The organism is Phycisphaerae bacterium (genome assembly GCA_012729815.1).
Taxonomy (GTDB): Bacteria; Planctomycetota; Phycisphaerae; order JAAYCJ01; family JAAYCJ01; genus JAAYCJ01.
Window position 1 is genome coordinate 1 of sequence record JAAYCJ010000071.1, and the last position, 23,020, is coordinate 23,020.

A 23,020-nucleotide genomic window follows, 5' to 3' on the forward strand; every position below is an offset into this window, starting at 1 on the left:
CGATCAGCTACGAGACGTTCGCCGAGGGTTGGATGCAGGACGGCAAAGCGTGGGGCCGACCCGCCGATGTGGAGGTCGCCCCGGACGGTGCCCTGATGGTCTCGGACGACAAGGCCGGCGCGATCTACCGTGTCAGCTACGCGGGTAACGACGCCGCCGAGAGCCAGCCAGCCGATGGTCAGGGTTCGACGATCTCGCGGTTGTCGTCGTCGGGAAACCAGACGGGGCTGAGGTAGTCGATGATCTGCTGGTCGGTGCGCAGGCGGAGCTCGCCGTGGCCGTCGAGGAAGGAGAACGACGATTTGCTGTTGTGCGGCCAGTGCGGGTCGTCGGCCCAGTCGTAGTCGGGCTGGATGGGCTTGAAGTTACCGTCGTTTGGGCTGCCCTCGTCGACGAAGATGATCAGCCGGTCCTGCTGCTGCGTGAAGCGCGAGGGCATGGGATAGGTGATGCCCGCGGCGGTGCTGGCCTTGGCGACCCGCAGCGAGTAGAGGTTGGCGTTGATAGAGTAGGAGAGTTGCCCCCTGGTCGGCTGGGCGTCGCTGGGACAGCGGTAGACCTCGACGTTCTTGATCAGCGGGTAGAGCATGCCTTTGGCCACATCGAAGGCGGGATCGAAGGCGTCGCCGCAGGGAACCCACGAACCGAGGGCATTATCATAGTCGGTGGCGGAATTGTCGCCGCGGGCGGGCCAGGTGTCGAAGTTCTCGTTGGCGTAGGTCATGTTGGCCAGCGTGAGCTGCCGGAGGTTGTTGGAGCAGAAGATGCCGCGGGCGTCCTCTTTGGACCGCCCTATCGTCGGCAGCAGCATGCCCATGAGGATGCTGATGATGGCGATGGTGGTCAGGAGTTCGATCAGGGTGAACGAGGTCGGTCTTCTGTCCATGTCTGTCCTCATGCCTCGATGCGGCGGTTGTCCTAAGCGGTCATGAAGCCTTTCCAGACGAGGGCGATCGCGCTGACCAGCAGGAGCCCGACGGCCAGCAGACGCCGCTTGCCTCTAAGAATGCTGATCAGCCCGAGTGACGCCAGCATGGTCAATGACGAGAATGGAACCCAGAAGGCCCTGGACCATGAGAAGATGGACGGCTGTCGGAGCGTTTCGCCCGGATATTCCACAAGGGCCACCTGGCTGACCACGACCGCGCCCGGCCCGTCGAGGACCAGGTCGGCACCCATCCTGGCCGGACGGGCGGCTGGATCGTCGCGGGCGGTGAAGGTGAGTTCGAAGGCCGCCCATTCGGTCTGGTCGCCCTTGAACGTGCGAGCCCGATCGGGACCGAGGGCCGCCTTCTGGACGTAGCGGGTTCCGTCAGCGAGGACCGTCCAGACCTCGAACCAGCCCGTGCCTTCGACCGTCTCCCATTGGGCCCAGCCGGCGATCCCGTACTTGACGGCGGAGATCGCGGGGCTCTCGATGGCCGCCAGAGGGTAGGTCTTGCGGCCGGTGTCCTGGCGGGTAATTCGCAGGCACTGGGAGCCGCCCGGCTCGTCCGGTTCGATCAGTTCGACTTCGGAGACCTGGGCGGGTTGGGTCGGCTGATCGGGCGGATTCGGGTCGATCAGCGGGATTGGCTGCTCGGTGCGTTGTCCATAGGTCCAGGCGGCCGCCATGACCATTGTCGCGATCGCCACCGCCACGCGTCCCAAGCCCATCGGTCAGCCTCCTCACGTCGCTTCGCGGGTTTGCAGCAGGAACATCCTTGTTGCACCATTATACCGAAGCGGGCGGAGAATTCATGCCCGGATTTCGCGCCGATGGCGCGACGCCCCGCTCCCTGATCCGCCCAAGGTGGATGGCTTTCAGCTTTCGACCGGGCGGTTGATCAGGTGGAGGAATTCGGTGCGGGTGGCTGGGGAGTCGTGGAAGCTGCCCAGGACGGTGGAGGTGGTCATGACGGAGTTCTGTTTCTCGACGCCGCGCATCATCATGCACAGGTGGCGGCACTCGACGACCACGCCGACGCCCTCGGGTTCGACGGCCCGCATGATTTCCTGGGCGATCTGGGCGGTGAGGCGTTCCTGGATCTGGAGCCGACGGGCGAGGCAGTCGACGATCCGGGCGAGTTTGCTGACGCCGAGAACCTTGTTGCGGGCGATGTAGCCGATGTGACAGCGGCCGAAGAACGGCAGCATATGGTGCTCGCAGAGGCTGTAGACCTCGATGTCGCGGGCGATGATCATGTTGTTGGCTTCGGAGTCGAAGACGGCGCCGTTGATCTCCCGCTGCGGGTCGCTGTGGTAGCCCTTGGTCAGGAACTCCCAGGCCTCAGCCACCCGCTGGGGGGTTTTGGCGAGGCCCTGGCGCTGCGGGTCTTCTCCGATTTCGACCAGCAGTTGGCGTATCAGATCGGCGACGCGTTCCCTGTTCACAGACCAACCCTCCTTCTGAGGCGTTCGGAAAACTCGATGTCGGCGACGAGCCCGGCGCCGTCGACGCCGCGAGCCGCCTCGGCGGCGGCCCGGCCGTCGTCGGGCAGGACCACGTCCGGCGCCAATTCGGCCAGCGGGACGATCAGAAAGGCCCGCTCCCGCAGGTCGGGGTCGGGAACCTTCAGATCGGGCTGATCGATGATTCTATCGCCGTAGAGCAGAATGTCCAGATCGATGGTGCGGGCGGCGTACTTGTCGGCGGTGCGAACGCGGCCGAGGTCGGCTTCAATCCGGCGGAGCAGGCCGAATTTCAGGTCGCGAGGAGCCATCGCGGTCTCGACGACAACGACGCCGTTGAGGAAGGCCGGCTGGCCCGGGCGGCCGAGCGGCGTCGTTCGATAGAACGTCGAAACGCCGACCATCGGCACGGATCGGGCGAGTTGCTCGATCGCGAGAAGGATATTGGCGTGCGGATCGATGTTGGACCCGACGGCGATGAAGGCCCGCACAGCCGGGTCAGGCATGGCCGCTGCGCTCCCGGACGATTTCGACGGCCACGGTGCGGGCGAACCGCAGGGCGCCGGGTTTTTCCAGCACGACGCGGACCCGCTGAACGTGTGGATCGGCGAGGCAAACGTCGGCGACCTTCTGGGCGAGGTGCTCGATGAGTTGGCACGAGGACGACTCGACGGTCTCGATAACCCTTTTCTTGACACTCTTGTAGTCGACGGTGTCTTCGAGACGGTCGGATCGGCACGCCGCCAAAAGGTCGGCCTCGAGGGTGAGGTTGAGCAGGACGTCCTGCTTTTCCCGCCGTTCGTGCTCGTAGACGCCGACGATGCACCGCAGGGCCAGGTCGCGGATGTGGATGCGATCAAGCTCGCGATCAGCCGCCATAGACGGACCCTTTCATGTGTCGGCCGCCGTCGACGTAAAGAACCTGGCCGGTGATAAACTCGTTTTGCAGGAGGAACATGACGGCGTCGAGGACCTGATCAACCGTGCCGATCCGCTGGAGCGGATTGCTGGTGACGAGTTTGGCCAGGTAGCTCTCTTCGTCCTTGCCGACCGGAGCAAGGATGACGCCGGGCGCGACGGCGTTGACCCGCACGCGCGGAGCGAACTCCAAAGCCATCATTTTGGTCAGCGACAGCAGCATGCGTTTCGAGAGGTTGTACGGTACGTGAAGCGGATCGTGATCGACCATGCGGGCGTCGAGGAAGTTGACGATGGCGGCTTGACGGCCCTGCCGGGCCACCGCCCGCGCGATCAGGAACGGCGCGACGGCGTTGATCCGGGCGTTGGCCAGGATGTCCTGGGCGGAGCAGTCGGCCAGGCGGCCTTCGGGAAAGATGGAGGCGTTGTTGATCAGGACGTCGATGGGTCCGGCCTGCTCGGCTGAGCGGTCGACGAGGGCCTCGGCCTGTTGCGGATCGTCCAGATCCGCCTGGACGGTCCAGGCGTCAACGCCCGAGGCGCGGATCGTGTCGGCCACTTCCTTGGCCTCAACTTCCGCTGAGCCGTAGTGGACGATCACGTTGGCCCCGGCGCGGGCCAGACCGAGAGCGACGTGGCGGCCGATGCGCTTGGCCGCCCCGGTGACCAATGAGGTTCGGCCGGTCAGGGGTTTTCGCGTATCCTGCGTATGCTGCGGCAAGTCCATCAGGCCCCTCTCGGCAGTTGGTCGATCTTGGCGGCGAGGACGAAATCGCTCTCGGTCAGCCCGTCGATCTTGTGCGTCCAGATCGTGATCGCTACCTTGCCCCACGACAGGTAAATATCGGGATGATGCCCCTGGTCCTCAGCCAGTTCGCCGACCCGATTGGTGAAATCCAGCGCCTGGCGAAAATCGGCGAACTTGAAGTCTTTCTCCAGGTGATGCTCGTTGACGACCTGCCAGCCGCCCCCCAGTTGCCGTTGGAGCTGCCGCAGCGGTTCGCCGCCCAGCGGCGGCACGCCGCCCTTGCACGGCACGCACTCCTTCTGCGCCAGCGAACAAGATTCGTTCATCGTCGTTCCCCTTTCTAGTCCTGATTTTGGCAATATGGCCGGCGAGGTTCAAGCCAAATCGGACAAGGGCAAGCACGGAGCACGCGGAAAGAAGAAATCTATAGCTGGAGTAGGGTGCGTCGTCCCGACGCACCACCTCTTGATCCACCCCCCATCCATCCGCCCGCCGCCCACATTCCTGGCCCGTTCCCTGCATTCCCACAGGAATCCCTTCCGGCGTCTCTGCCTGCGCCCCCAAAAAGGTCAATTTGACTCTATTCCATTCCCGTGCTATCTTTATCCTGCGGGGACGCGCCGCGCCCCCGCCCACGCGTCGCTTCGTGCGACGCTTGACAACTGAATACGCGACGGACCGTCGGGGCCTTTCCTCTGCGGCCCGCGGAGACCGCAAACGCGGCGCAAACCTTACAAATTGTACAAAACCCCGCCAACTGCCGTACCGTCCCGGTTTGTAGCACCCGGAAAAGCCGCTCCTCTACAAATCGTACGTTCTGTACAAAACGTACATCCGACAGCCGGCCGGTTCACCGAAGCTCCTGACCGCCGGACTCCCCCACGACGAAAGGCCGCGCCGATTTGACAATTTGTACAAAACCCGCGCAACCCGCTCATCGGCAACGCCCTGCAACCACCACCCCGAAATCCTGATCTTGTACGAATCGCACGTTTTGTACAAAACGTACAGCCCTCTGCCCTGATCTCCAAGCCGTCTCCGCGTGCTCCGTGCCGGTCTTTGCGGCTGGGCGAAGCGACCTGCTCAGTCGGGATCATCGGTGACGCGGAGTTCGTTGACGGGAGTGCCGTCGCTCCAGAGACCCATGAAGCGCTGCTCAGCGGTGTCGCCGAGGGCGTAGTGGCGGTTAATCCCGTAGAAGGCGGCGTCGGTCAGGCCGTCGAAGAGTTTCCAGAGGCCGTAGTAGTCGAGGGCGTCAATGCCGCGGCGGCTGCACTCGAGGCCGAGGAATGGGCAGAGTTCGGGAAGGTATCCGGTGTGCAGGCTGCGCACGTCGTAGTCCTCATCGTAGGCCAGCGGCGCGGTGTGATCGGCGATCAGGGCCGGGCTGCCGTGGTCGTCGGAAACGAGGACCACGTAATCCTTGTTTTCAAGCGGAATGGCGGTGGTCTCATTGAAGATGCGTTTGCCGTCGAGGTCGCCCACCAGCGTGTCACGATCGCCGACCACCGAGAGCAGCAGGGTCTGAGCGGGAATCTGGCTCAGGTCTTCCAGCGGTGCTCCGTGGCGGGGAACATCGCGCAGGGCGGCGGGCTCGACGGCCATGATCGCCTTGGGCGCGGGCAGGCCCTCCCGCTCGGCGACGGCGGCGAGGTTAACGACCAGAGCGGCCCCGGCTGAGTGGCCGACCACGGCGAAGCAGTCGAGGTCCGGGCTCACGTGGTCGTCGGATTGCAGCAGTTCGATCGAGGTCCGCAGGGCGGCGATCGCATTGGGCAGGAACTCCTCGGACGGGGTGAAGATCGACTCCTGGTACCGCGGATAGACGATGATATTGCCGCGGCGGACAAGATGCTCGATCCAGCCGCCATGGTACTTGGGATTGATGGCGGTCCATCCGTGGCCGAAGAGGATCAGCGGGGCGGTCTGCGGCGACGGTGAGGCGGGCTCGAAGATCCACACATGCTCGCCACCTCGGCCGACGACAGTGGTCCGGACGCTGGCGTGGTCATAGTCTGAACCGCCGGGCCCTTCAGCCGGCTGATCGGGCGGCAGGATACCGAAGCCCTGGCAGGAGACGAGGCCGCAGGCACAAATGACCGCTCCAACGATTCGAACCACCGGCTGAACCATCGTCGGGCCCCCCTTCCGATTGGTTTATTGCGCCTAATCCTCCGCGGCCTGTCCGCCGTTGCCCACCAGCGGGCGGATCTTGTCGACCCGGAAGTAGACCAGGTACAGATCGTCGTCCTCCTGTCCGGGCACGGGACAGCGCCGGCGGAGCTGTTCGATAAGCTCACGGTCCCGCTCTTCGCGAATCCTGGTCAGGTAGAGCCGTCTGCCCTGGTAGCCGGAACCCTCCTCGATGAAGAGGTACGCGGCGTGCGGATTGGACTGGAGGTTGTGATAGGTAAGGCGGTGGTGCATGATGAAGGCCGCGGTGTTCTCATCCATCATGTGAGGCCGGGCGTAGACGGCGGCGTCCACAATGCCGCTGAAATCCGCCGTCGCGAGCACACCCACCCCGCGCGTCCGCTCGAAGTACTCGGACAGGTTCATCGACAACCTCCTTTGCGCTTCTCTCCCGCTGATGAGTCACGAAAGGACCGGATCTATCGTATGCGGGTATTGTAACGCGGCATCGCGGGCGGCTCAACCTTTTTATCGGCCGCTGAAAGAGCAGGTGCCGTCGGTTTACCGGGCGGCAGGCTCGGGTGTGATCGGAGTTAGTTCGATGAAGCGAATTCCGGGACTGGGGCAGGCCAGGGCAAAGGAGAGGGTCTGGCCGTCGCGGACGACCGGCACGGGGTCGGCTTGACCGTATTGGGCGGCCTCGCGGAGTTGGGCCTTGACGCCTTGAACGTCAAGATCGGGCCGGCCGAGTTCGATCCACTTGCCGTAGCTGTCGCCGTGCTCCTCGTCCGCGCACCAGTGGCGCGTGCAGCGGTAGTCGCGAGGTTGGGGTGTCTTGATCGAGACATTCACCTGCGTCTGGTACGGTTGGCGAGTCAGGTCCTCATCGTAGTTGACGAGCACGATGCGGATGGTCTGATCGGGCATGACGACGGCCAGGCCGTCGATCGGATCGTTGGTGGAAACCACGTCGAGCCGCCGGCCGCTGCGAAGCTGGTGAAGGAACACGAAGGCGTTGTACACCGGCTTGGGGGCCGGGTGCTTGGTGAACATGCCGAGATAGCCGGAGAAACCTCTGACGTTGCCGACTTCCGGATGGTCGATCAGGTTGAAGAAGGCGGCGTAGTCGAGGTCGGCGTCGAGCATGAGACGGACGGCTTTGACCACCATCGAGGCGTTCCACGGCAGGTCGGCGGGCTCGCCGGTCATGCTATTGCAGTTCCATTCGGTGATGCCGACCGGGCAGTCCTTGAGGCCGGGGAACATGGTCTTGTATCGGTGCAGATACGGGATGAACTCGCCGAGCAGGCGGATGGGCGCATTGGAGCCGATGTAGACGTGGCTGGAGTAGTGGTCGATAGCGTCGAGTTGGTTTCGCTCCTGGAGCCAGCGGAGGATGCGTTCCTCGAACCGGGCCGGTCCGCCGCTGGTGAGGCCCATCTTCAGATCGACGCCGCGCCGCTGCTCGACCCGCTGGGCGGCCAGGTAGACCTGTTCGGAAAGCTGCTGGAATTCCTCGTCGGTTCCCAGGTAGTAGTGGCCGCCGGGTTCGTTGTAGATCTCCCAGAGCCATTGCTCGGCTCCGTCCTTGCCGTAGCGGTCGACGACGCGGTCGAAGATGGCTTCGATGAAGCGGCCCCACTTGCCCATGTCGCTGGGGGCGAGGCGATTGCAGAAATGGGGGCGTCGGACGCCGGGCGTATCGAGGGCCTGCGGCGTGCTTTCGATGGTGACGATGGGCGTGATCCGGTACTGGCGGACGAGCATGTCGAAGATCTGGTCGAACCGCGTCCAGTCGTAGACCGGGTTGCCGTGCTCGTCATCGGTGCGGTAGGCTTCGACGGCGTTGATCGGATCGTGAACCCGCATCCAGTCGATGCCGGCTTCGGTCAGGTACGGCAGGGTCTCCTGGACGTCGGGACGCAGCAGCCAACTGCAGTAGCTCAGGTCGACGCCGGACCAGACGCGGTGGTTGATCGTCTCACCCGGTTTGGAGGCGTCTATCGTGAGTTCGGCTTGGTTTGGATCGAAGGGCGGGACGGCGCCCGTCAGCGGCTGACGGGCCATCCAGACCTGATCGAACCACACGGTTCCGCCGGCCCCGTCAAAGAAGCGGATCCAGAGCTGGACCTTCTTGACCGCTTCGCTGAAGCGGGTGCTGCTTTCGGCGTACTCCCAGCCTTTGTCGCCCGTGGTGAACAGGTCGAGGTCGCCGTGACAGAGGTGTCTGCCGCTTTCGTCCTGGCCGACCAGTTGGATGCCGACGCCGGACCATCCGGTCCTGCCGCAGGTGATATCGACGGCTTTCTTCCACGCTCCGAACCGCAGTTCCTCGCCGTGGTAGGCAAAGGCCTTGCTGACGAGGGTGGCCGGGCCGGTGATCCGGATGCAGCGGCCGCCAAGAACGGGTTGCTCGGTGTCGTCCAGAATCTCGCTTCCTTCGGACCAGACGGCCAGGTCGTCCCAGTCGACGCCGTTCTTCTGGAAATACCAGTGATCGACGCCGAGCGTGCCTTCGAACGACGGGTCGCCGATCATCTCCTCCAGTCCTTCCTGTCCGATCGCGATCCGCACATCGTCGAACCAGACGGTCCCGGATGAGCCCTGGTTGGCGAGTTGAAGGCCGTACCAGCGGACGCCGTCGTTGAACTGGTGTTGGCCGCCGGCTTCGCTCCAATCCCGATCGCCGGAAACGACAAGGATGTCGCGATGGCAGACTTCCCGTTTCGTGTTGTCGTATCCGACGAGAATGGCGCGGCCGACCTTGTAGGCGGCGTCGCCCGCCGCGACGGAACGGCAGCGCACCTTCAGCGATATCCGGATGGACTGGCCCCGGTTGTTGGGGAAAAGCTGGGTCGCGTAGCCGACGCCGGGTTCGAGCCTGATCGCCCCGTCGTCGATCTCGGCCGCGGTGTCCTGCTGGCGCGTCAGCAGTTCCGACCAGTTGGGTTTCTGGAAATCGACGTCCAACAGCGGCCGGTCGGCGGCGAAGGCGGCATGTGAGAAGAGCAGGACGCCGACGGTTGCATGGATGGGCCATCGTCTGGCAGGACATTGTGCTGACACTGAGAATCTCCGAGGGATTGAGTGACTGGTTTCTGTCAGTTGACCGGGTCGTCCAGCATGTTGCTTCCGATCTGGCCGGGGTAGAAGGCCTCAACGTGCCCGTCGGCGAAAAGAGATGTCATTCGTCCGCTGTGAAGAAACGAGCCGTAGTAGGTCAGGCCGGGAAAGTTGATGAAAAGGCAGAAGCTGTTGGGATGGTAGACATCCGCATTCCAGGCCCCTTCGCCCAAGACGATCTGCTGCGAAGGATAGGGAATTCTGTGGAAGGGAAAGAAGCCGTTGGTGGCCTCCCACGTGCCCGTGTACCCGTTCCAGGAAGGATAGTGGTAGTGGCTGTTGGAGACCCTCGCGTAGCTGATGCTGGAGGCCGGCAGCGCGTCGACCGAAGTGGCGTTGGTGGGGCAAAGCCAGATGGGCTCTCCGGGCCACGGCAGGTACTTGAGCAACGCCATGGTCCACTGCCACCACGGAGAAGGGCTATAGCCGCTGCGAAACAGGCCGACCAGATAGCCGTTGTAGTCGTTCAGGTAGGCTTGGACACCGAATGAAATTTGGCGGAGATTACCGGCGCATTGCGTCTGCCGGGCGCTCTCGCGGGCGGAGGCCAGGGCGGGCAGGAGAATCGCCACCAGAACGGCGATGATGGCCACCACGACCAGGAGCTCGATCAGGGTGAACGCCTTCGATTTTCCACAATGCATGGCAGCCTCCTAACGTGAATGCGAAGCGCAGGAACTTCGCACGATAAGCCGGCACGGATAGTCGTTCTTGGACATCCGCGGCGTCAGATCGCCGCCGCCTTCCAGATGGTCGACGAGCATGTCGAGGGCGACGCGGCCGAGTTGCTCCAGATCGGTGTGAACAGCGGTCAGAGGCGGATTGGCGAACTCGGAGAGCCGGGTGTCGCCGCTGCTGATGAGGCTCACGTCGCGCGGGCACATGAGTCCGCGGGCGCCCAAAAGACCGAGCATCGCCACCTGGGTCTGGTCGCTGGCGAAGATCACCGTCGCCCGCTCCTCGGGCGGGGCGGCCAGCCAGTGCTCCAGAACGCAAGCCGCCGCATCGTAGTCGCATCGCCCGGCTGAGGGTTCCAGAATATCGAGACGGCAGCGTGAGGCGACCGGGTCGCCGGCGCACCGCTGAACGACCAGATCGGCGACCTCGCGGGACCGGCGGGTCGGCTCGTGGCAGAGGATGGCCCGTCGGTGCCCCAGCTCGGCGGCGTGCCGAACCGCCTGGCACAGTCCATCGACCACGTCGCAGGCGATGGTGGGCACCAGTTCGGCGACCTCGACGTTATCGCCGATACAGACGCAGGGAATGTCGAACTCGCGGAAACGGGCAACCACAGCGGCTTCGACATAGCCGGTCAGGATCAGGCCGTCGACCGCCCGCTGGCCGACCTTGGGCGGAATGATGAAGGAGTCGACGCTCGATAGATTGTAGAGGCTGACGTTCAGGCCATAGCCGCGTTGGCGGCAGGCGTGCTCGATGCCGCGGAAGATCGCCCCGTAATAGAGGTTGACCAGGCCATCGGTGACGCGGTCGGAAAGGATGAAGCCGACGTGGCCGGTGCGTTTGGTCGAGAGGGCCTTGGCGGCGGCGTTGGGCTGATAACCGAGGCGTTCGGCGGCTTCGAAGATGCGCCGGCGGGTCCGGTCGGAGATCTTGACCCGGTTGGGGCGGTTGTTCAGCACGATTGAGACGGTGGACTTACGGACACCGACCGCTTCGGCAATGTCGCTGAGCGTCACAGCCACGAATCGCTCCAGAACGCTGTAGAATGCTACACTAACCGGTTAGTGTACTGAATGAAGGGATATCCGTCAAGGGAAAAACCCGGGGGAAGTCTCGGGGGAGTCGGGTCACCGCAGGAAAGCCTGGCTGGGACAGGCTTTGGGGGATCTCGGGTCCCATGAGAGTCGGCGGAATTGACAGGCGTCGCTCATGATGATACAATGTATCAACCGAGGAATAGAGCGCTGGGAGGTTTTGGCGATGGGCAAGAGACTGACACGGCACGGAAACAGCATGGCGTTGGTGATCGACCGTCCGATACTGGACCTGCTGAAGATCGATGAGAAGACCGAGCTTGAGCTGTTCACCGACGGCAGTTGCCTGGTCGTGGTCCCGCAGAAGGATCCAACGCGTGACGCACGGATCGCCTCGGCTCTGGAGACGGTGAACCGTCGGCACGGCAAGGTCCTCAAGAAACTGGCGGAGTAGGTCATGGCCATCGTCTTTCTGGCCTTGGACGACGTGCTGCTGATTCATGCCGACCAGATTGAACGCTACGGCGGCAGTACGGGCGTGCGCGATCTTCGGCTGCTGGAATCAGCCATCGCGGTAGTCCAGGCGAGTTTTGCCGGTGTTCCCCTGCAGCAGGACATCTACGAGATGGCTGCGGCATACATGGTCCACCTCGTCAAGAATCACCCCTTCGTAGACGGCAACAAGCGGACCGGGTTGGCATCCGCCCTGATATTCCTGGAAATCAACGGTGTCCAGGTGGTTGTCGACGATGAGGCGCTCTATCAACTGGTGATGGACGTGGTGGCGAACCGCGCCGACAAGCGGCGGGCGTCTGAGGTGCTCCGGTCGTCCGGACCGGACACCAGAGCGTGAAACCATCCTCGGATGGCAATGGCCCAGCGTTTAGTCCAGTTGGACCAACTGGTGGATCAGGTCCTTGTTGGTCGGGTAGATTTGGCGGTAGAGGTCGAGGCGTTTTTGGTAAAGGTCGCGGAACTCGGCCCGTGGTTTGTAGGTTCGGCCGGAGATGACGGCTTTGCGGGCGTAGTCGGCGGCGTTGTCGATGCGGCCGAGACCGGCGGCGGCGAGTAGCGCGACCCCCCAGCAGGCCCCTTCGGTGATCTCCAGAACGGTGACGGGCCGGTCGAGCACGTCGGCGTAGGTCTGCATCCAGACCGGGCTCTTGGCCGCCCCACCGATGCCGCGGTATTCGTCGATCCGGACGCCGGCCTGGGTGAGCAGGTCCTGGTTGAGGCGCAGCTCATAGACCACGCCCTCGACGACCGCGCGGGCGATGTCCCAGCGGGTGGTCTTAAGGTGCAGCCCGACCAGGGCGCCGGCGGCCTGGGTGTCGAGGTACGGCGTGCCGGTGGTGGTCAGGTAGGGCAGAAACAGCAGGTTGGTGGGCTTTTCGGGCAGGCTGCGGAAGATCAGGTCGTAGACGTCGGCATTGTCGCGGCGGGCCTGGTCGGCAAGGTCCTGGGCGAAATTGTCGCGGAACCATCGCAGCGCGCTTCCGCCGGTGAAGTTCCAGGCCAGCGACACCGAGTTTCCGCCGTAGGTCGGATAGCGGCAGAGGTTGCTTCTGGTCATGACGGCTGGGTCGACCTGCTGGTCGAGCAGGACGCCCATGCAGACAACGGTGCCGGTGGCGAGCATGGACTGGCCGACGTCGACGCCCGCGCCGAGGATGCCGGCGGGCTGGTCGTGGAGCCCGGGGACCATCGCCATGCCTTCGGCGAATCCCAGGTCGTTGCGGCCGACCCGGCCGATGACCTGGCCGGGCGCCGCGGGCCTGGCCAGCAGCGAGGAGTCGAGGCCCACAAGGTCCAGCAGACGGGAGGACCAGCGTTTCTCGTTCACGTCGAACAGAAGCATTCTGGCCGCCAGCGAATAGTCGATGGCCGGCTCGATGCCGAGCCGGGCCGAAAGGAAATCCGGGAAGCAGAGGAACTTGTGGACCTTGGCGAACATCTCCGGCTGATGGTTGCGCAGGTGGAGGATCTTGAAGAGCGAATGGTAGCTGTTGATGGGATGGCCGGTGATCTTGAAGACATCGACGTTGTCGATCTGTTGCCGAAATTCGTCGCATTCCTTCTGGCCGCGGACGTCGAACCCGATGATGGAGTTGTCCAGCGGCTGCATATTGGCGTCGACGGGCACGAAGGCTTCGCCGAGGCCGGAGGTTCCAAAGGCCTCGATCGGTTCGGGACTGTCGGCCTGCACCTTGGTCACGACCTCGCGGACGGCGGCCATCACCTCGTTGGGATCGAGCTCAAGCCATCCGGCTCGCGGCGAGTGCATGGGGTATTCGCGGTAGGCGCTGGCGAGAATCTTGCCGTCCAGGCTGAAGACAACCGCTTTGGACCCGGTGGTGCCGATGTCAAGACCCATAAACGCCATTGGTTCGCTCCGTACAGAAGAGGTTTAGCATCACGATTCGAGGACGACGCCTTCGCGCCTCGGAGCATAGCTTATCGTCCCCATGACCGACTGGTCAAGGGCGATGATCGGGCAAAAGCGGGTCTTGTACGAGCGAGTTGGCCGGCCACTGCTCGTGATGGACCGCCGGCGCGGCTCAGGTGGCCGCGGCAAGCGGCTGGACGTCCATTTCGTCGGCGATGCTGGGAACCTTTTCCTTGGCTTCGAGGGTGTCGAGAATGTCCTGAACGCGGGCGGTGGCCAGGCAGATGCAGTAGTCGCCGGCGCCGTAGTACATCCACATCTCGTCGCCTCGCATGAGCAGCCCGGTGGGGAAGACGACGTTGGAGACCAGGCCGGTCAGTTCGTAAGGGGCGAAGGGCTTAAAGAGGCAGCGGGGCGAGCGGGCGATCAACTTGTGCGGCTCGTTGCGGTCGAGCAATGCCGCACCCACCCGGTAGACCAGGTTGCCCGCGTACTGCTTGACGCCGTGGTAGATCAAGAGCCAGCCGTGCTTGGTCAGGACGGGCGGCGGACCGGCGCCGACCTTCATGGCGTCCCAGGCCGGGCCTTTGCCCTCGAAGATCACGCATCGCGGTTCACCCCAGTGGATCAGGTCGGGCGAATAGGCGATCCAGATGTTCTCGATCCCTCCGCCGGCCTCCGGCCGGTGCAGAGCGGCCCAGCGTTTTTTGAACCGCTGCGAAAAAAGCGCGGCGTCCTTATTGCTCGGCGAGAGGGCCAGGCCGATCCGCTCGGCTTTGACGAAGTCTCTGGTGCGGGCGATTCCCACCGCCGCTCCGGCCGGCGAATAGGCGGTGTACATGATGTACCAGCATTTTTCCTCTTCGAGCCAGGTCACGCGAGGGTCCTCGACGCCCCAGCTCTCGTATCGCCACTTGCGGTTGCCGTAGTCGAGGATGGGTTTGTGTTCGATCCGCCAGTTGCTCACGCCGTCGGCGCTGCGGGCCACGTGGATTTTGGAGTGGCCGGAGGTGTCCTCGACCCGCAGGAGCAGGACGACCTCGTCGTTCTGCTCGGTGACTCCGGGGTTGAGGACGGCCTCCGCCGGGAACGGCATGTCGTGCGGCGTGAGGATCGGGTTTCTGGGACTGCGTTGGAACAGGTTGGACATCATCGCCTCCTTGTCATTCGGTGTGCGGCTGGCCTTGCAGCGTCCCAGCCGGAACGGCTGAGTTTCGGATTTCATCGAAGAACGGGGTTCGGCAGCCCTCGACGCACGCGGCGGCGTAGAGGTACATGGCGGCGGACCACGTTTGCCAGTCCTGACCGCATACCGCACCGTCCTGGGCCCGGAGCCACTCGTTGAATCCGAACTCCAGGCCTTCGTTGCGGGCGGGCCGGACCAGGTTCGTCAGATCCGCGAGTTTCCTGACCGCCAGCCGGTGTCGTCCCGCGGCCACGACGGCGGCGACGTAGAACCCGCAGATGAACGGCCAGACTCCGCCGTTGTGGTACTCGCCGGGACGGTTGAACTTCTCGTAACGGGGCCACCAGTCGGGATCGTCCGGCTGAATGTAAGGGAAATAGTTGGGCGGCAGGCCGACCGCCAACTCGCCCTGGTCGCGAAGGGCGTCGCACTCATGTTCGATCCAGGTGATGAGCTTGTCGGCGCGGGTGGGATGGGCGAGTCCGGAGAGGACGGCGAGGCTGTTGCCAAGCAGGTCGAATCGCTCGTCGCTGTAGAGCTTGTAGGACCAGGTGGCGAAGTAGGGTTTGTGAGGCACCACGAGTCCTTCGTGGACGTGGCGGTTCTTAACGTCGGCGTGGATAGTAAACCGCTCCATCAAGCGTTCGAGTTCGGCGGCCCGCTCGTGCTGCCCATAGAGCCGCAAATAGCTGTAGACGAGGGTGTTGACGTACAGCCCGAATCCCCAGACGTTCTGTTCGTCGCGCCAGTCGGTGGTGGGCATCTGGGCGACCATGACGCGATCGCAGGGGCTTTGGTACTCCATCCACCGTAAGGCCTTCTCGATCGCCGGATCGAGGAAGCCGGTCTCGCCGGTGACGTTGCGGAAGATACCAGCGGTCAGGAGGAACAAGGGTGTCGTGTCGCTGGCCCCGCGGTCATCCGGGTCGTGGGCGAGCGACGGGATGTGGCCGCGCAACGACTGGTTCTGGGCCAGCGAGGCCAGCACGCGGCGGAGCTTCTCGATGAGCATCTGGTCGCCGGAGACCAGGATGCCGAGCCCGGCGATCATCAGGTCGCGGGTGTACGGCTCGGGATAGCCCCATCCGGCGGTCCTCGGCAGGCCGCGATACGGCCCGGTGGCGTTGTGCCGCAGCACCTGGAGCGCGGCGTGTTTGGCCCGTTCCATCAGATCTCTCAGTCGTTTTTTCATTTAAGTCAACCCCAAACGTCGTTGTAGGATTCCAACCAGCTTGCGGGCGACCACGCGGTAGTCGTAGAGCTCGATCACGCGGCGGCGCCCGGCCTGGCCCATCGTGGCCCGAAGCTGGTCGCTCTGCATCAGGTCCATCAGGTAATTGGCGATATCGTGAACGCTGGCCCGGTAATCGGCGGTTCGGGGATTCTGGAACACGACGCGGTGGCCCGGCCGGTAGCCGGACTCCTCGCCCAGCGTGACCTCGCGGAGGATGACCTCCTGGGCCACGCCGGCCAGATAGGCGGTCTGGCCGTGGACCAGGGTCTCAAGCATCGCCATCGCGTTGATACCAAGGACGGGCCGTCCGCAGGCACCGGCCTCGACCTGCGGCATGCCGAACCCCTCCAGCCGCGAGGGCGCGGCGTAGACGTCGCACGCCGCCATCAGGTACGGCATGAAGCTCCGCGAGATGATGTTGGTGGTGTAGATGACCTTCTTCTCGATGCCGAGGCTGGCGGCCAGTTGCAGGTCGTGAAGGTTCTGCTGGAGCGTCCGCGGCTGGGGCCAGACCTTGCAGACGTACTTCCACGGCGGCGCCTTCTGATCGATGATGGACAGGGCCTGCATGACCTCCTGGGCGCCCTTGGAACTGGCGTCGCCTCCGACGGTCAGGATCATGACCTGGTCCGGTTCGACGCCGAGGGCCTCGCGAACGCACGCGACCTTCGGATCGCTGCGGTCGCGGGGAACGAAGGCGTCGGTGTCGCAACCGACGGGCAGCACCTCGACGATGTCGGGATTGAGCCCGTCGCGGATGTAGACGTCCTTGACCCACTGCGAGGTAACCAGGATCAGCGGCAGCGCGTTGAGCACTTCGTGGTAGTTGGCCAGATAGCCGTCGGCCACCAGCCACGGCACCGGCTGAACGCCGTACCGCTGCGGATGGAGCACCAGGTGCGGACTGTGGCCCCAATAGCCCACGCCAAGCACTACGTCCGGCGCGAACCAGCGGTAGTACCACTCCTTTTCCTGGGCCGATTCGGTGTGAACGGGAAAGGTCTCGACGCCGATGGCCTTGAGGCCGCGATACAACAGATCGCCCTGCGTCGCCAATCCACCCGGCGACGGCGGGTATTCATACAGCACCAGTACTTTCATTCCTGACGCCTTTCGTGTTGAGCCAGTTCTCGAAGTCGTGGTAGGAGCGGAAACACCAGAACGCCTCGGTGCGCGGAGTGGTTCTGGCTTCGAAGCTGTCGGGAGCGAAGCCGTAGATCTGGGAGATGATGCGGTACTTGGCCATCCAGATCGGATCGGAGAGTTCGACGAGCCGATGGGCCCGATCGACCGGCTGAGGCAGATGCTGGCGGCCGGCGTCCTCGTAGGCGAACATCCAAAGCGTGGGCGTTTGAAGCTCTCCCTGCCGCCACAACTCCGTGACCGCGTAGCTGGTATCCTCGTGGCGAAGGTGGCGCGTGTATTCGCCGAACGGGCTGTGGGTGATGACCAGATCGAACGCCCGTTCCGGCAGCAGGCCGAGGATGGCCGCCTCGACGTCCTCGGGCCGCGCCGGAGGCTGATCGGGCTCGTCGTTGAAATCGCCGGCGAAGGCCCGGGCGCCGAGGAGTTCCGCCGCCCGGAAGAACTTCGGCCCGCGGTCGTGATCGCTCTTGCGGCACAGCGAGACGATCGTCCAGTTCCAGTTGGGCCGCAAGAGGATCGTGCCGCCCGCCCACAACGTCTCGTCGTCCGGATGGGCCACAATCACCGCGGCGCGCGGCGTATCCTGGAACGAATCCGCTTCCGGTTCGACCCCCATCGCATCGCCCCCCTATCCAACGTCCCCCAAGCAACTTCTTGTAGCTGCTGACCTTGACCAGCATACCCGATTCCTCCGCCGCTGTAAACCGTTATTGCACTCGAAGAAAAGGGGACATTCTACTTTTCCGCCCGTTCCACACCGGTATCGAACCGGACCAGACAAGCGGGGGAAAAGTAGAATGTCCCCTTTTTCTCTTGACCGCGATGCCGGCCGCGTGTATGTTGTCGGGATGCCCAGGACGGCTAGAGCTTCGGCAGGTGGGATTTGTTATCACGTGATCAACCGCGGAAACGCGGGGGCGGTTGTATTTCGGGATGACGCTGAGTACCAGGAGTTCGAGAAGTTGCTCGGACAGGCGTGCCACCGGTTGCCGATGCCGATTCTTGGGTATTGTCTGATGCCGAATCACTTCCATCTGGTTCTCTGGCCCAGGGAGGATGGCGACCTGAGCCGCTGGATGCAGTGGCTGCTGACCGCCCACGTGCGGCGGCATCACAAGCGGCATGGCACATTCGGCCACATCTGGCAAGGCCGCTTCAGAGCGTTTCCCGTTCAGGATGATCGCCACCTGCTGACAGTGCTGCGATACGTCGAGCGAAACCCGCTCCGGGCCAATCTTGTCCCGGAGGCGCAACAGTGGCGATGGTCGAGCCTGCGGTGGTTCGGGTGGCAGCGAAGCATGCTCGCAGCCGGACCCGTCGACCGGCCGGATGACTGGCTGGAACTGGTCAATCAGCCGCAGAACGAAGCAGAACTCGCCGCCATCCGCAGCAGCATCCAGCGCGGAAGTCCATTCGGCGGCAGGACATGGACGCGCACAACCGCTGAACTACTCGGCTTGGAGACCTCACTTCGCCCCCGAGGCCGTCCCGCGAGCTGAGAGAGGAAAAGGGGACATTCTACTTTTTGGCTCTGCCAGGGTATTGCCGGCAGCGCGAAGGCTGGGCCGGTAAAGTAGAATGTCCCCTTTTTCAGTCGGGCAGGACGTTTCGGCCGATCATGTCCGCTGGCGGCTGGAGGCCCAGTTGGGTCAGGACAGTGGGGGCCACGTCGTAGATGGAGATGGCGGTTTTGCCGGCGGCGCAGCCGGGATGGGCGCAGATGAACATGCCCTCGATGTTGTGGTTGGCGTCATCGGGGCCGGTGTCGTTTTCGAAGGTGTAGAGCGTACCGGTGCCGACCATGCCGACGGATCGCCACGAGAGGTTGCCGAACAGGACGATCAGGTCCGGCGGAAAGCCGCGGACCGTGCGGTAGATGTCCTTCGGCTGGAACACCTTGGTGCCCATCAGCTTGCCTTCGTGGTCGACCATGGTTTCGAGTTTGCCGGCCAGTTCGCGGGTGAAATCGTCGAGGTCCACCGGACGAAGCTGGCCCTGCGGTTCGCGGCCCTGGACGTTGAAGAAGCAGCGGGCGTAGTAGCCGCCCTCGCCCCAGGCTTTGGTCCGCGACCAGTCGATGTTGACGTCGGCGAAGCGGGTGGGGCCCTTCAGGTCGTCCTTGAGCATCAGATAACCCTCGCGGATGAGCCACTCGTTAAAGCACACGCCGCCCTTCATGCCCTTGGCACCGTGGTCGGAGACGACCCACACGGCGATCCGGTCAAGGTCGAGGGTCGCCAGCAGCCGGCCGAGGCGCTCGTCGACGAACCGGTAGTAATCGCGGATGGCGTGCTCGTACGGGTTGCCCGGAACGTAGCGATGGTGGTTTTCGTCCATGTACTGCCAGAGCCCGTGGTGCAGCCGGTCCGGCCCCATATCGACCGACCAGAACAGGTTCCAGTCGCGGCTCGCGGCGAAGTGGTGGATCATCTCGAAACGCTGGTCGGTCATCCGGTGGGTCTGGGCGATGAGCCAGTCCTTCTTGTCAGTGCGGTACGGCCGCACGTCGGGCAGATACTCGCCAAATTGCTCAGCGATCTCCCGCTTGAGCGAAACGGGATACGTGTAGTCGCTTTCGAGGCTGGGCGCGAACCAGCAACTGATCATCTCGCCGTTGAGGGGTCGCGGCGGATAGGTCTGCGGCACGCCGAAGACGAACGACTTTCGGCCATGCTCGCTGAGGATGTCCCAGAGGCGAGGCTCGCGCACGCCGAGACTGGTCGGAATGATCATCTTGCCGTAGGACCAGTCGGCGCGGTTGTGCATGCCGTAGATGCCGAGTTGGCCGGGATCCTTGCTCGAGGCCATGCATGACCAGGCGGGAACGGTAATCGGCGGCATGGTGCTGGTCATCACGCCGTAACTGCCGCGTTCGGCGAGCGACCGGAGGTTCGGCAGGTCATTCCAGAATCGCTGGAACATGAGCGTCGGGTCGGCGCAGTCGAGGCCGATGATCATCACCTTTTCGACGTTCTTACGGGCAGGCATTGGCGGGCTCCCTGTCATCGGATTGGCGGTCGAGTTGCTCAAGGTATTCGGCGGCTCGGGCGATCACCTGCTGGACCGTCTGGTCCATCGAGCCGTGCATGACGACGCCGGCGGCCTGGGCGTGGCCGCCGCCTCCGATGCTGCGGGCCAGCGGCAGGATGTTCACGTCGTCTTCGCTGCGAAGGTTCATACGGACGGTTCCGGGTTCGGGCTCGGAAAAGAGGATGGCGATGCGAACCCCGTCGATCGACCGGGGCACGGTCACCTGCTCGTCGATATCGAACGGCGTACAGCCGGCTCGGGTCAGTTCATCATGGGTCACGGTACTCCAGGCGATCGCGCCGGAGGGGCTGATGCGGGTGTTGTCGTAAACCATCCGCATGAGGCGGAACTCGCTCGGCGAGAGCGTCCGGTAGAGCTTTTGGCAGACGGTGGGAATGTCCGCGCCGGCCTCGGCGAGTTTGGCTGCGGCGGTCAGGGCGTCGGCTGAGGTGCCGCGGAGGGAAAAGCCCAACGTATCGCCGTGCAGGCCGGTGTAGAGCAAACTGGCTTGGGCGGCAGTGAGGCTGATGCCGAGGGCCTCCGCGAGCGTAAAGACCATCTGCGAGGCGCTGGCGAAGCCGCTGTCGACCCAGTTGACCGTGCCGTAGCACTCATTGCCCAGATGGTGGTCGATGTTGCAGATGGGCAGTTCGGGCGACAGCTCATAGCCGCGGCTGAGGTTGATCCGCTTGCGGAGGGCGGTATCGACCACCACGAGCAGATCGGTCCCGTCGGCGGGCTCGGGCGGATCGCCGGACGCCATCAGGTCGAGCATGAACCGGAACTTCCGGCTGACGGTCTCCGCGGGCAGCATCATGGCCGCCCGCTTGCCGAGGGCGGCGAGCACGGACCAGGTCACGACGACGCTGGCGATGCAGTCGGCATCGGGGTTTACGTGCCCCACCACCAGGGGTTGCCGGCAACGATCGATGATCTGGATGGCATCTTTGAGCATAAGCGATTCCCGCCACCTGCCCGCGGGCCCTCATGGCCCGGTGCAAAGAGGTACATGATAGGCCCAAGCGGGGCAAAAGTAAAGGCTTTCCGCACTCCGATAGGAGTGCCATTCCGCAACTCCAGCATTTGCACGCGGAAGCGTCACGGGTTCCGGTATTATCTTTCGGCCGAACGGTAACATCTATCCGAACACCACGATGAGAATCGGAAGGACGACGACCAGAAACGCGACGGTATTGACCAGGAACAGGACGCTGGCCAGCCGCGGATGCAGGGAGAAGAGATTTGAAATCACGACGGTGAAAATGGCGGTAGGCATGAAGCCCTCGATGAGGGCGACCTTGCGGGCCACCGGAGGCAGGCTGCCCAGTAGACCTTCAGCCGACCAGACCAGGATCACCGTAATCACCGGAGCAATCAGAAACTTGCACAAGGCCAAGCTACCGTGCAGCCGGGGCATTTCACCCAGGCTGGTAAAGTGAATCTGCAGGCCCATGCAGTAGAAACTGACGAGGACGGACGGCACCATGAATATGTCTATGATATGATAATCCGTAATGAAGGCCGGAACGGGAACGTCACCGAAGTTGAGTGCGAGCCCGATCAGAGCGCCGAGTCCGGGCAGCGAGCGGCGATCGAAGAAGGTCCGCAGCAGGAACCTGACGTCCACGGAAGAGCCCGGCTCGCCGATGTAACGGGCCAGGGGATAGTAGATTCCCACGTAGGAGATCGCCCACGGCATGATGTAGAGCTGCGCGTAACCGAGGCCCTCGAGATCGTAGAGGGCATAGCAGACGAAACCGCCCAAGGTCACGCCGATGTTGGCGATGCCGCAGGCGACGGTATAGGTGCCAAAGGCCTTGCGATCCAAGTGGTGGAGCCGGCCGAGCCCCATGCCCACCGGGGCCATGAGCACGGGCAGCAGAAAGCTGATCAGAGGCAGGGCGAACAGCGACGGCTGCAGATCGATCTGCCAGATCACCAGAACCGAGAGCGGCGTCCAGCCGAGAATGACCAGGTAATACATCATATCGCCGGCGTACCGTTCGGTCGCCGGGCGCAGTTTGCGGGTCAGATAGCCCAGCCCGGCCGCCAGCGTGATGGCCGAGACGATCAACACGAATTTCGCCAATACACCCATCGTCAACTCGATCCAAAGACAAAACGGCGCATTGTAGCGGCTGATGGGCGGCGGTCAAACCCTGATCCCGCTTTTGGGTCGAGATGGAAATGGATTGGCGGTGCGCGGCCTTTGCGGTAAGGTGGAGGCGCACCAGGGGGTATCGTGGCTGCGACCGTTATCTGGGAAAGGGGGCTGTCGTGGGTGATCGGGACTTTCCACCGGGATTGACTGAGGCGCTGCGTTTTCCGCTGGTCGAGGCGCTGCTGGGGCGGCGGTCGCGGCGGTTCTTTAAGGGGGCGAACATACCGGAAGGGCCTTTCGCGTATCGGTCGCGTCACGAACCGATGCCGCTGACGGAACTGGAGCGGATGATGGTGTTAACGGCGATGGCGGGCAGCACCGGCTGGCAGTACCTGATCATGCACAACGCCCGTTACGCCCCGCACCTGCCGAACTACGCCGGATCGGCGGTGGGACGGACGTTTCCGTCGGCGGCGGGATTCGCGACGGCGGAGCTGTTTTTCACCGACGACAGCGGCGTGTACTTCATGGGCACGCGCGACGCGCCGAACCTGTTGGTGGTCGGCAACGAGGGCGAGCCGGACATAGCGGCGTGGCTGGAGGCGCATCGCGGGCGGATCAGAAAGCTCGCCGACAGGCGGCTGTCGCTGCCCGCGCGGTTTCCGCACATCGAGGGCCACAACCATTGGGTGGCCAACCGCCCGGGAACGCTGTTTGCGATGCCGGTGGCCGATCTGGCCCAGTACCAGCTCGCCAATCTCTGCTATTACCTGCAGAACGGGTACGCGGTCTACGACGACGTGCACGGCTGCGAAATTGAGGGCCTGGAGCCATACCAAGATCTCTACGATCCGGACAACCTGGTGCCGCTGAGCTTCGTGGAGCGTTACAGCCTGAGCGAAGCGACGA

Annotated in this window: 23 protein-coding genes and 2 pseudogenes; 5 read left to right on the forward strand and 20 right to left on the reverse strand. The window is 63.8% G+C overall.

The window, feature by feature from the left end; translation table 11 throughout:
• Window positions 1-140 (forward strand): annotated as a pseudogene (locus GXY33_05360) (sorbosone dehydrogenase family protein).
• A gap of 38 nt (window positions 141-178) precedes the next feature.
• Here the strand turns inward: GXY33_05360 and GXY33_05365 are convergent.
• The 12 genes and pseudogenes from GXY33_05365 to GXY33_05420 form a co-directional block, all read right to left on the reverse strand.
• On the reverse strand, window positions 179-886 hold the full coding sequence (locus GXY33_05365) for a type II secretion system protein (GenBank protein NLX04552.1): 708 nt from the start codon (window positions 884-886) through the stop codon (window positions 179-181).
• Window positions 887-918: 32 nt separating this feature from the next.
• Window positions 919-1,656 carry a hypothetical protein gene (locus GXY33_05370; protein NLX04553.1) on the reverse strand — a complete coding sequence of 246 codons (738 nt, stop codon included), beginning with the start codon at window positions 1,654-1,656 and terminating at the stop codon, window positions 919-921.
• A 147-nt stretch (window positions 1,657-1,803) separates the two neighbouring features.
• Window positions 1,804-2,499: a GTP cyclohydrolase I FolE gene (gene folE, locus GXY33_05375; protein NLX04554.1), complete on the reverse strand. Its 696-nt coding sequence runs from the start codon at window positions 2,497-2,499 to the stop codon at window positions 1,804-1,806.
• 390 nt (window positions 2,500-2,889) lie between these two features.
• The gene (folB, locus tag GXY33_05380; protein NLX04555.1) at window positions 2,890-3,270 is read right to left on the reverse strand and encodes a dihydroneopterin aldolase; all 381 of its coding nucleotides are present in this window, start codon (window positions 3,268-3,270) and stop codon (window positions 2,890-2,892) included.
• A complete protein-coding gene (locus tag GXY33_05385) occupies window positions 3,260-4,036 on the reverse strand; it encodes an SDR family oxidoreductase (GenBank protein ID NLX04556.1) in 777 nt (258 codons plus the stop codon). Before GXY33_05385 ends, folB begins: the two co-directional genes overlap by 11 nt.
• Window positions 4,036-4,383, reverse strand: coding sequence for a 4a-hydroxytetrahydrobiopterin dehydratase (locus GXY33_05390; protein ID NLX04557.1), 348 nt, complete (start codon window positions 4,381-4,383; stop codon window positions 4,036-4,038). The genes GXY33_05385 and GXY33_05390 overlap by 1 nt, the downstream gene beginning before the upstream one ends.
• A 757-nt stretch (window positions 4,384-5,140) precedes the next feature.
• Complete coding sequence (locus GXY33_05395) at window positions 5,141-6,190, reverse strand: alpha/beta hydrolase fold domain-containing protein (protein NLX04558.1); 1,050 nt, start codon at window positions 6,188-6,190, stop codon at window positions 5,141-5,143.
• A gap of 33 nt (window positions 6,191-6,223) precedes the next feature.
• Window positions 6,224-6,616 carry a pyridoxamine 5'-phosphate oxidase family protein gene (locus tag GXY33_05400; GenBank protein ID NLX04559.1) on the reverse strand — a complete coding sequence of 131 codons (393 nt, stop codon included), beginning with the start codon at window positions 6,614-6,616 and terminating at the stop codon, window positions 6,224-6,226.
• A 135-nt stretch (window positions 6,617-6,751) separates the two neighbouring features.
• Window positions 6,752-9,256: a hypothetical protein gene (locus tag GXY33_05405; GenBank protein ID NLX04560.1), complete on the reverse strand. Its 2,505-nt coding sequence runs from the start codon at window positions 9,254-9,256 to the stop codon at window positions 6,752-6,754.
• A 35-nt stretch (window positions 9,257-9,291) separates the two neighbouring features.
• The gene (locus GXY33_05410) at window positions 9,292-9,708 is read right to left on the reverse strand and encodes a hypothetical protein (GenBank protein NLX04561.1); all 417 of its coding nucleotides are present in this window, start codon (window positions 9,706-9,708) and stop codon (window positions 9,292-9,294) included.
• Between the two features lie 162 nt (window positions 9,709-9,870).
• Window positions 9,871-9,957: pseudogene (locus GXY33_05415) on the reverse strand (prepilin-type N-terminal cleavage/methylation domain-containing protein).
• Between the two features lie 9 nt (window positions 9,958-9,966).
• Window positions 9,967-11,016, reverse strand: a complete 1,050-nt coding sequence (locus tag GXY33_05420) for a LacI family transcriptional regulator (GenBank protein NLX04562.1) — start codon at window positions 11,014-11,016, stop codon at window positions 9,967-9,969.
• Window positions 11,017-11,254: 238 nt separating this feature from the next.
• On the opposite strand from GXY33_05420, the gene GXY33_05425 reads away from it, so the two are divergent.
• Together GXY33_05425 and GXY33_05430 are read left to right on the forward strand one after the other, a co-directional pair.
• A complete protein-coding gene (locus GXY33_05425) occupies window positions 11,255-11,482 on the forward strand; it encodes an AbrB/MazE/SpoVT family DNA-binding domain-containing protein (GenBank protein NLX04563.1) in 228 nt (75 codons plus the stop codon).
• A 9-nt stretch (window positions 11,483-11,491) separates the two neighbouring features.
• On the forward strand, window positions 11,492-11,881 hold the full coding sequence (locus tag GXY33_05430; protein NLX04564.1) for a type II toxin-antitoxin system death-on-curing family toxin: 390 nt from the start codon (window positions 11,492-11,494) through the stop codon (window positions 11,879-11,881).
• A 30-nt stretch (window positions 11,882-11,911) separates the two neighbouring features.
• Here GXY33_05430 and GXY33_05435 read toward each other — a convergent pair whose 3' ends face one another.
• From GXY33_05435 to GXY33_05455, 5 genes are all read right to left on the reverse strand, one after another.
• Complete coding sequence (locus GXY33_05435) at window positions 11,912-13,411, reverse strand: hypothetical protein (protein NLX04565.1); 1,500 nt, start codon at window positions 13,409-13,411, stop codon at window positions 11,912-11,914.
• Between the two features lie 175 nt (window positions 13,412-13,586).
• Entirely contained in the window at window positions 13,587-14,564 is a 978-nt protein-coding gene (locus GXY33_05440; protein NLX04566.1) for a glycosidase, read from the reverse strand.
• Between the two features lie 13 nt (window positions 14,565-14,577).
• Window positions 14,578-15,792 (reverse strand): amylo-alpha-1,6-glucosidase, encoded by a 1,215-nt coding sequence (locus GXY33_05445; protein ID NLX04567.1) that lies wholly within the window; start codon window positions 15,790-15,792, stop codon window positions 14,578-14,580.
• Complete coding sequence (locus GXY33_05450; GenBank protein NLX04568.1) at window positions 15,793-16,935, reverse strand: glycosyltransferase family 4 protein; 1,143 nt, start codon at window positions 16,933-16,935, stop codon at window positions 15,793-15,795.
• A complete protein-coding gene (locus GXY33_05455; GenBank protein NLX04569.1) occupies window positions 16,913-17,596 on the reverse strand; it encodes a PIG-L family deacetylase in 684 nt (227 codons plus the stop codon). Before GXY33_05455 ends, GXY33_05450 begins: the two co-directional genes overlap by 23 nt.
• A gap of 232 nt (window positions 17,597-17,828) precedes the next feature.
• Between GXY33_05455 and GXY33_05460 the strand changes: the two genes are divergently transcribed.
• Complete coding sequence (locus GXY33_05460) at window positions 17,829-18,479, forward strand: transposase (GenBank protein NLX04570.1); 651 nt, start codon at window positions 17,829-17,831, stop codon at window positions 18,477-18,479.
• 91 nt (window positions 18,480-18,570) lie between these two features.
• Here GXY33_05460 and GXY33_05465 read toward each other — a convergent pair whose 3' ends face one another.
• From GXY33_05465 to GXY33_05475, 3 genes are all read right to left on the reverse strand, one after another.
• Complete coding sequence (locus GXY33_05465; GenBank protein NLX04571.1) at window positions 18,571-19,968, reverse strand: phosphodiesterase; 1,398 nt, start codon at window positions 19,966-19,968, stop codon at window positions 18,571-18,573.
• Window positions 19,955-20,965, reverse strand: coding sequence for a hypothetical protein (locus tag GXY33_05470; GenBank protein NLX04572.1), 1,011 nt, complete (start codon window positions 20,963-20,965; stop codon window positions 19,955-19,957). Before GXY33_05470 ends, GXY33_05465 begins: the two co-directional genes overlap by 14 nt.
• Window positions 20,966-21,148: 183 nt before the next feature.
• On the reverse strand, window positions 21,149-22,108 hold the full coding sequence (locus GXY33_05475; GenBank protein NLX04573.1) for a hypothetical protein: 960 nt from the start codon (window positions 22,106-22,108) through the stop codon (window positions 21,149-21,151).
• 179 nt (window positions 22,109-22,287) lie between these two features.
• On the opposite strand from GXY33_05475, the gene GXY33_05480 reads away from it, so the two are divergent.
• Window positions 22,288-23,020: hypothetical protein (locus tag GXY33_05480; protein ID NLX04574.1), on the forward strand; the 733-nt coding region annotated here is incomplete at its 3' end.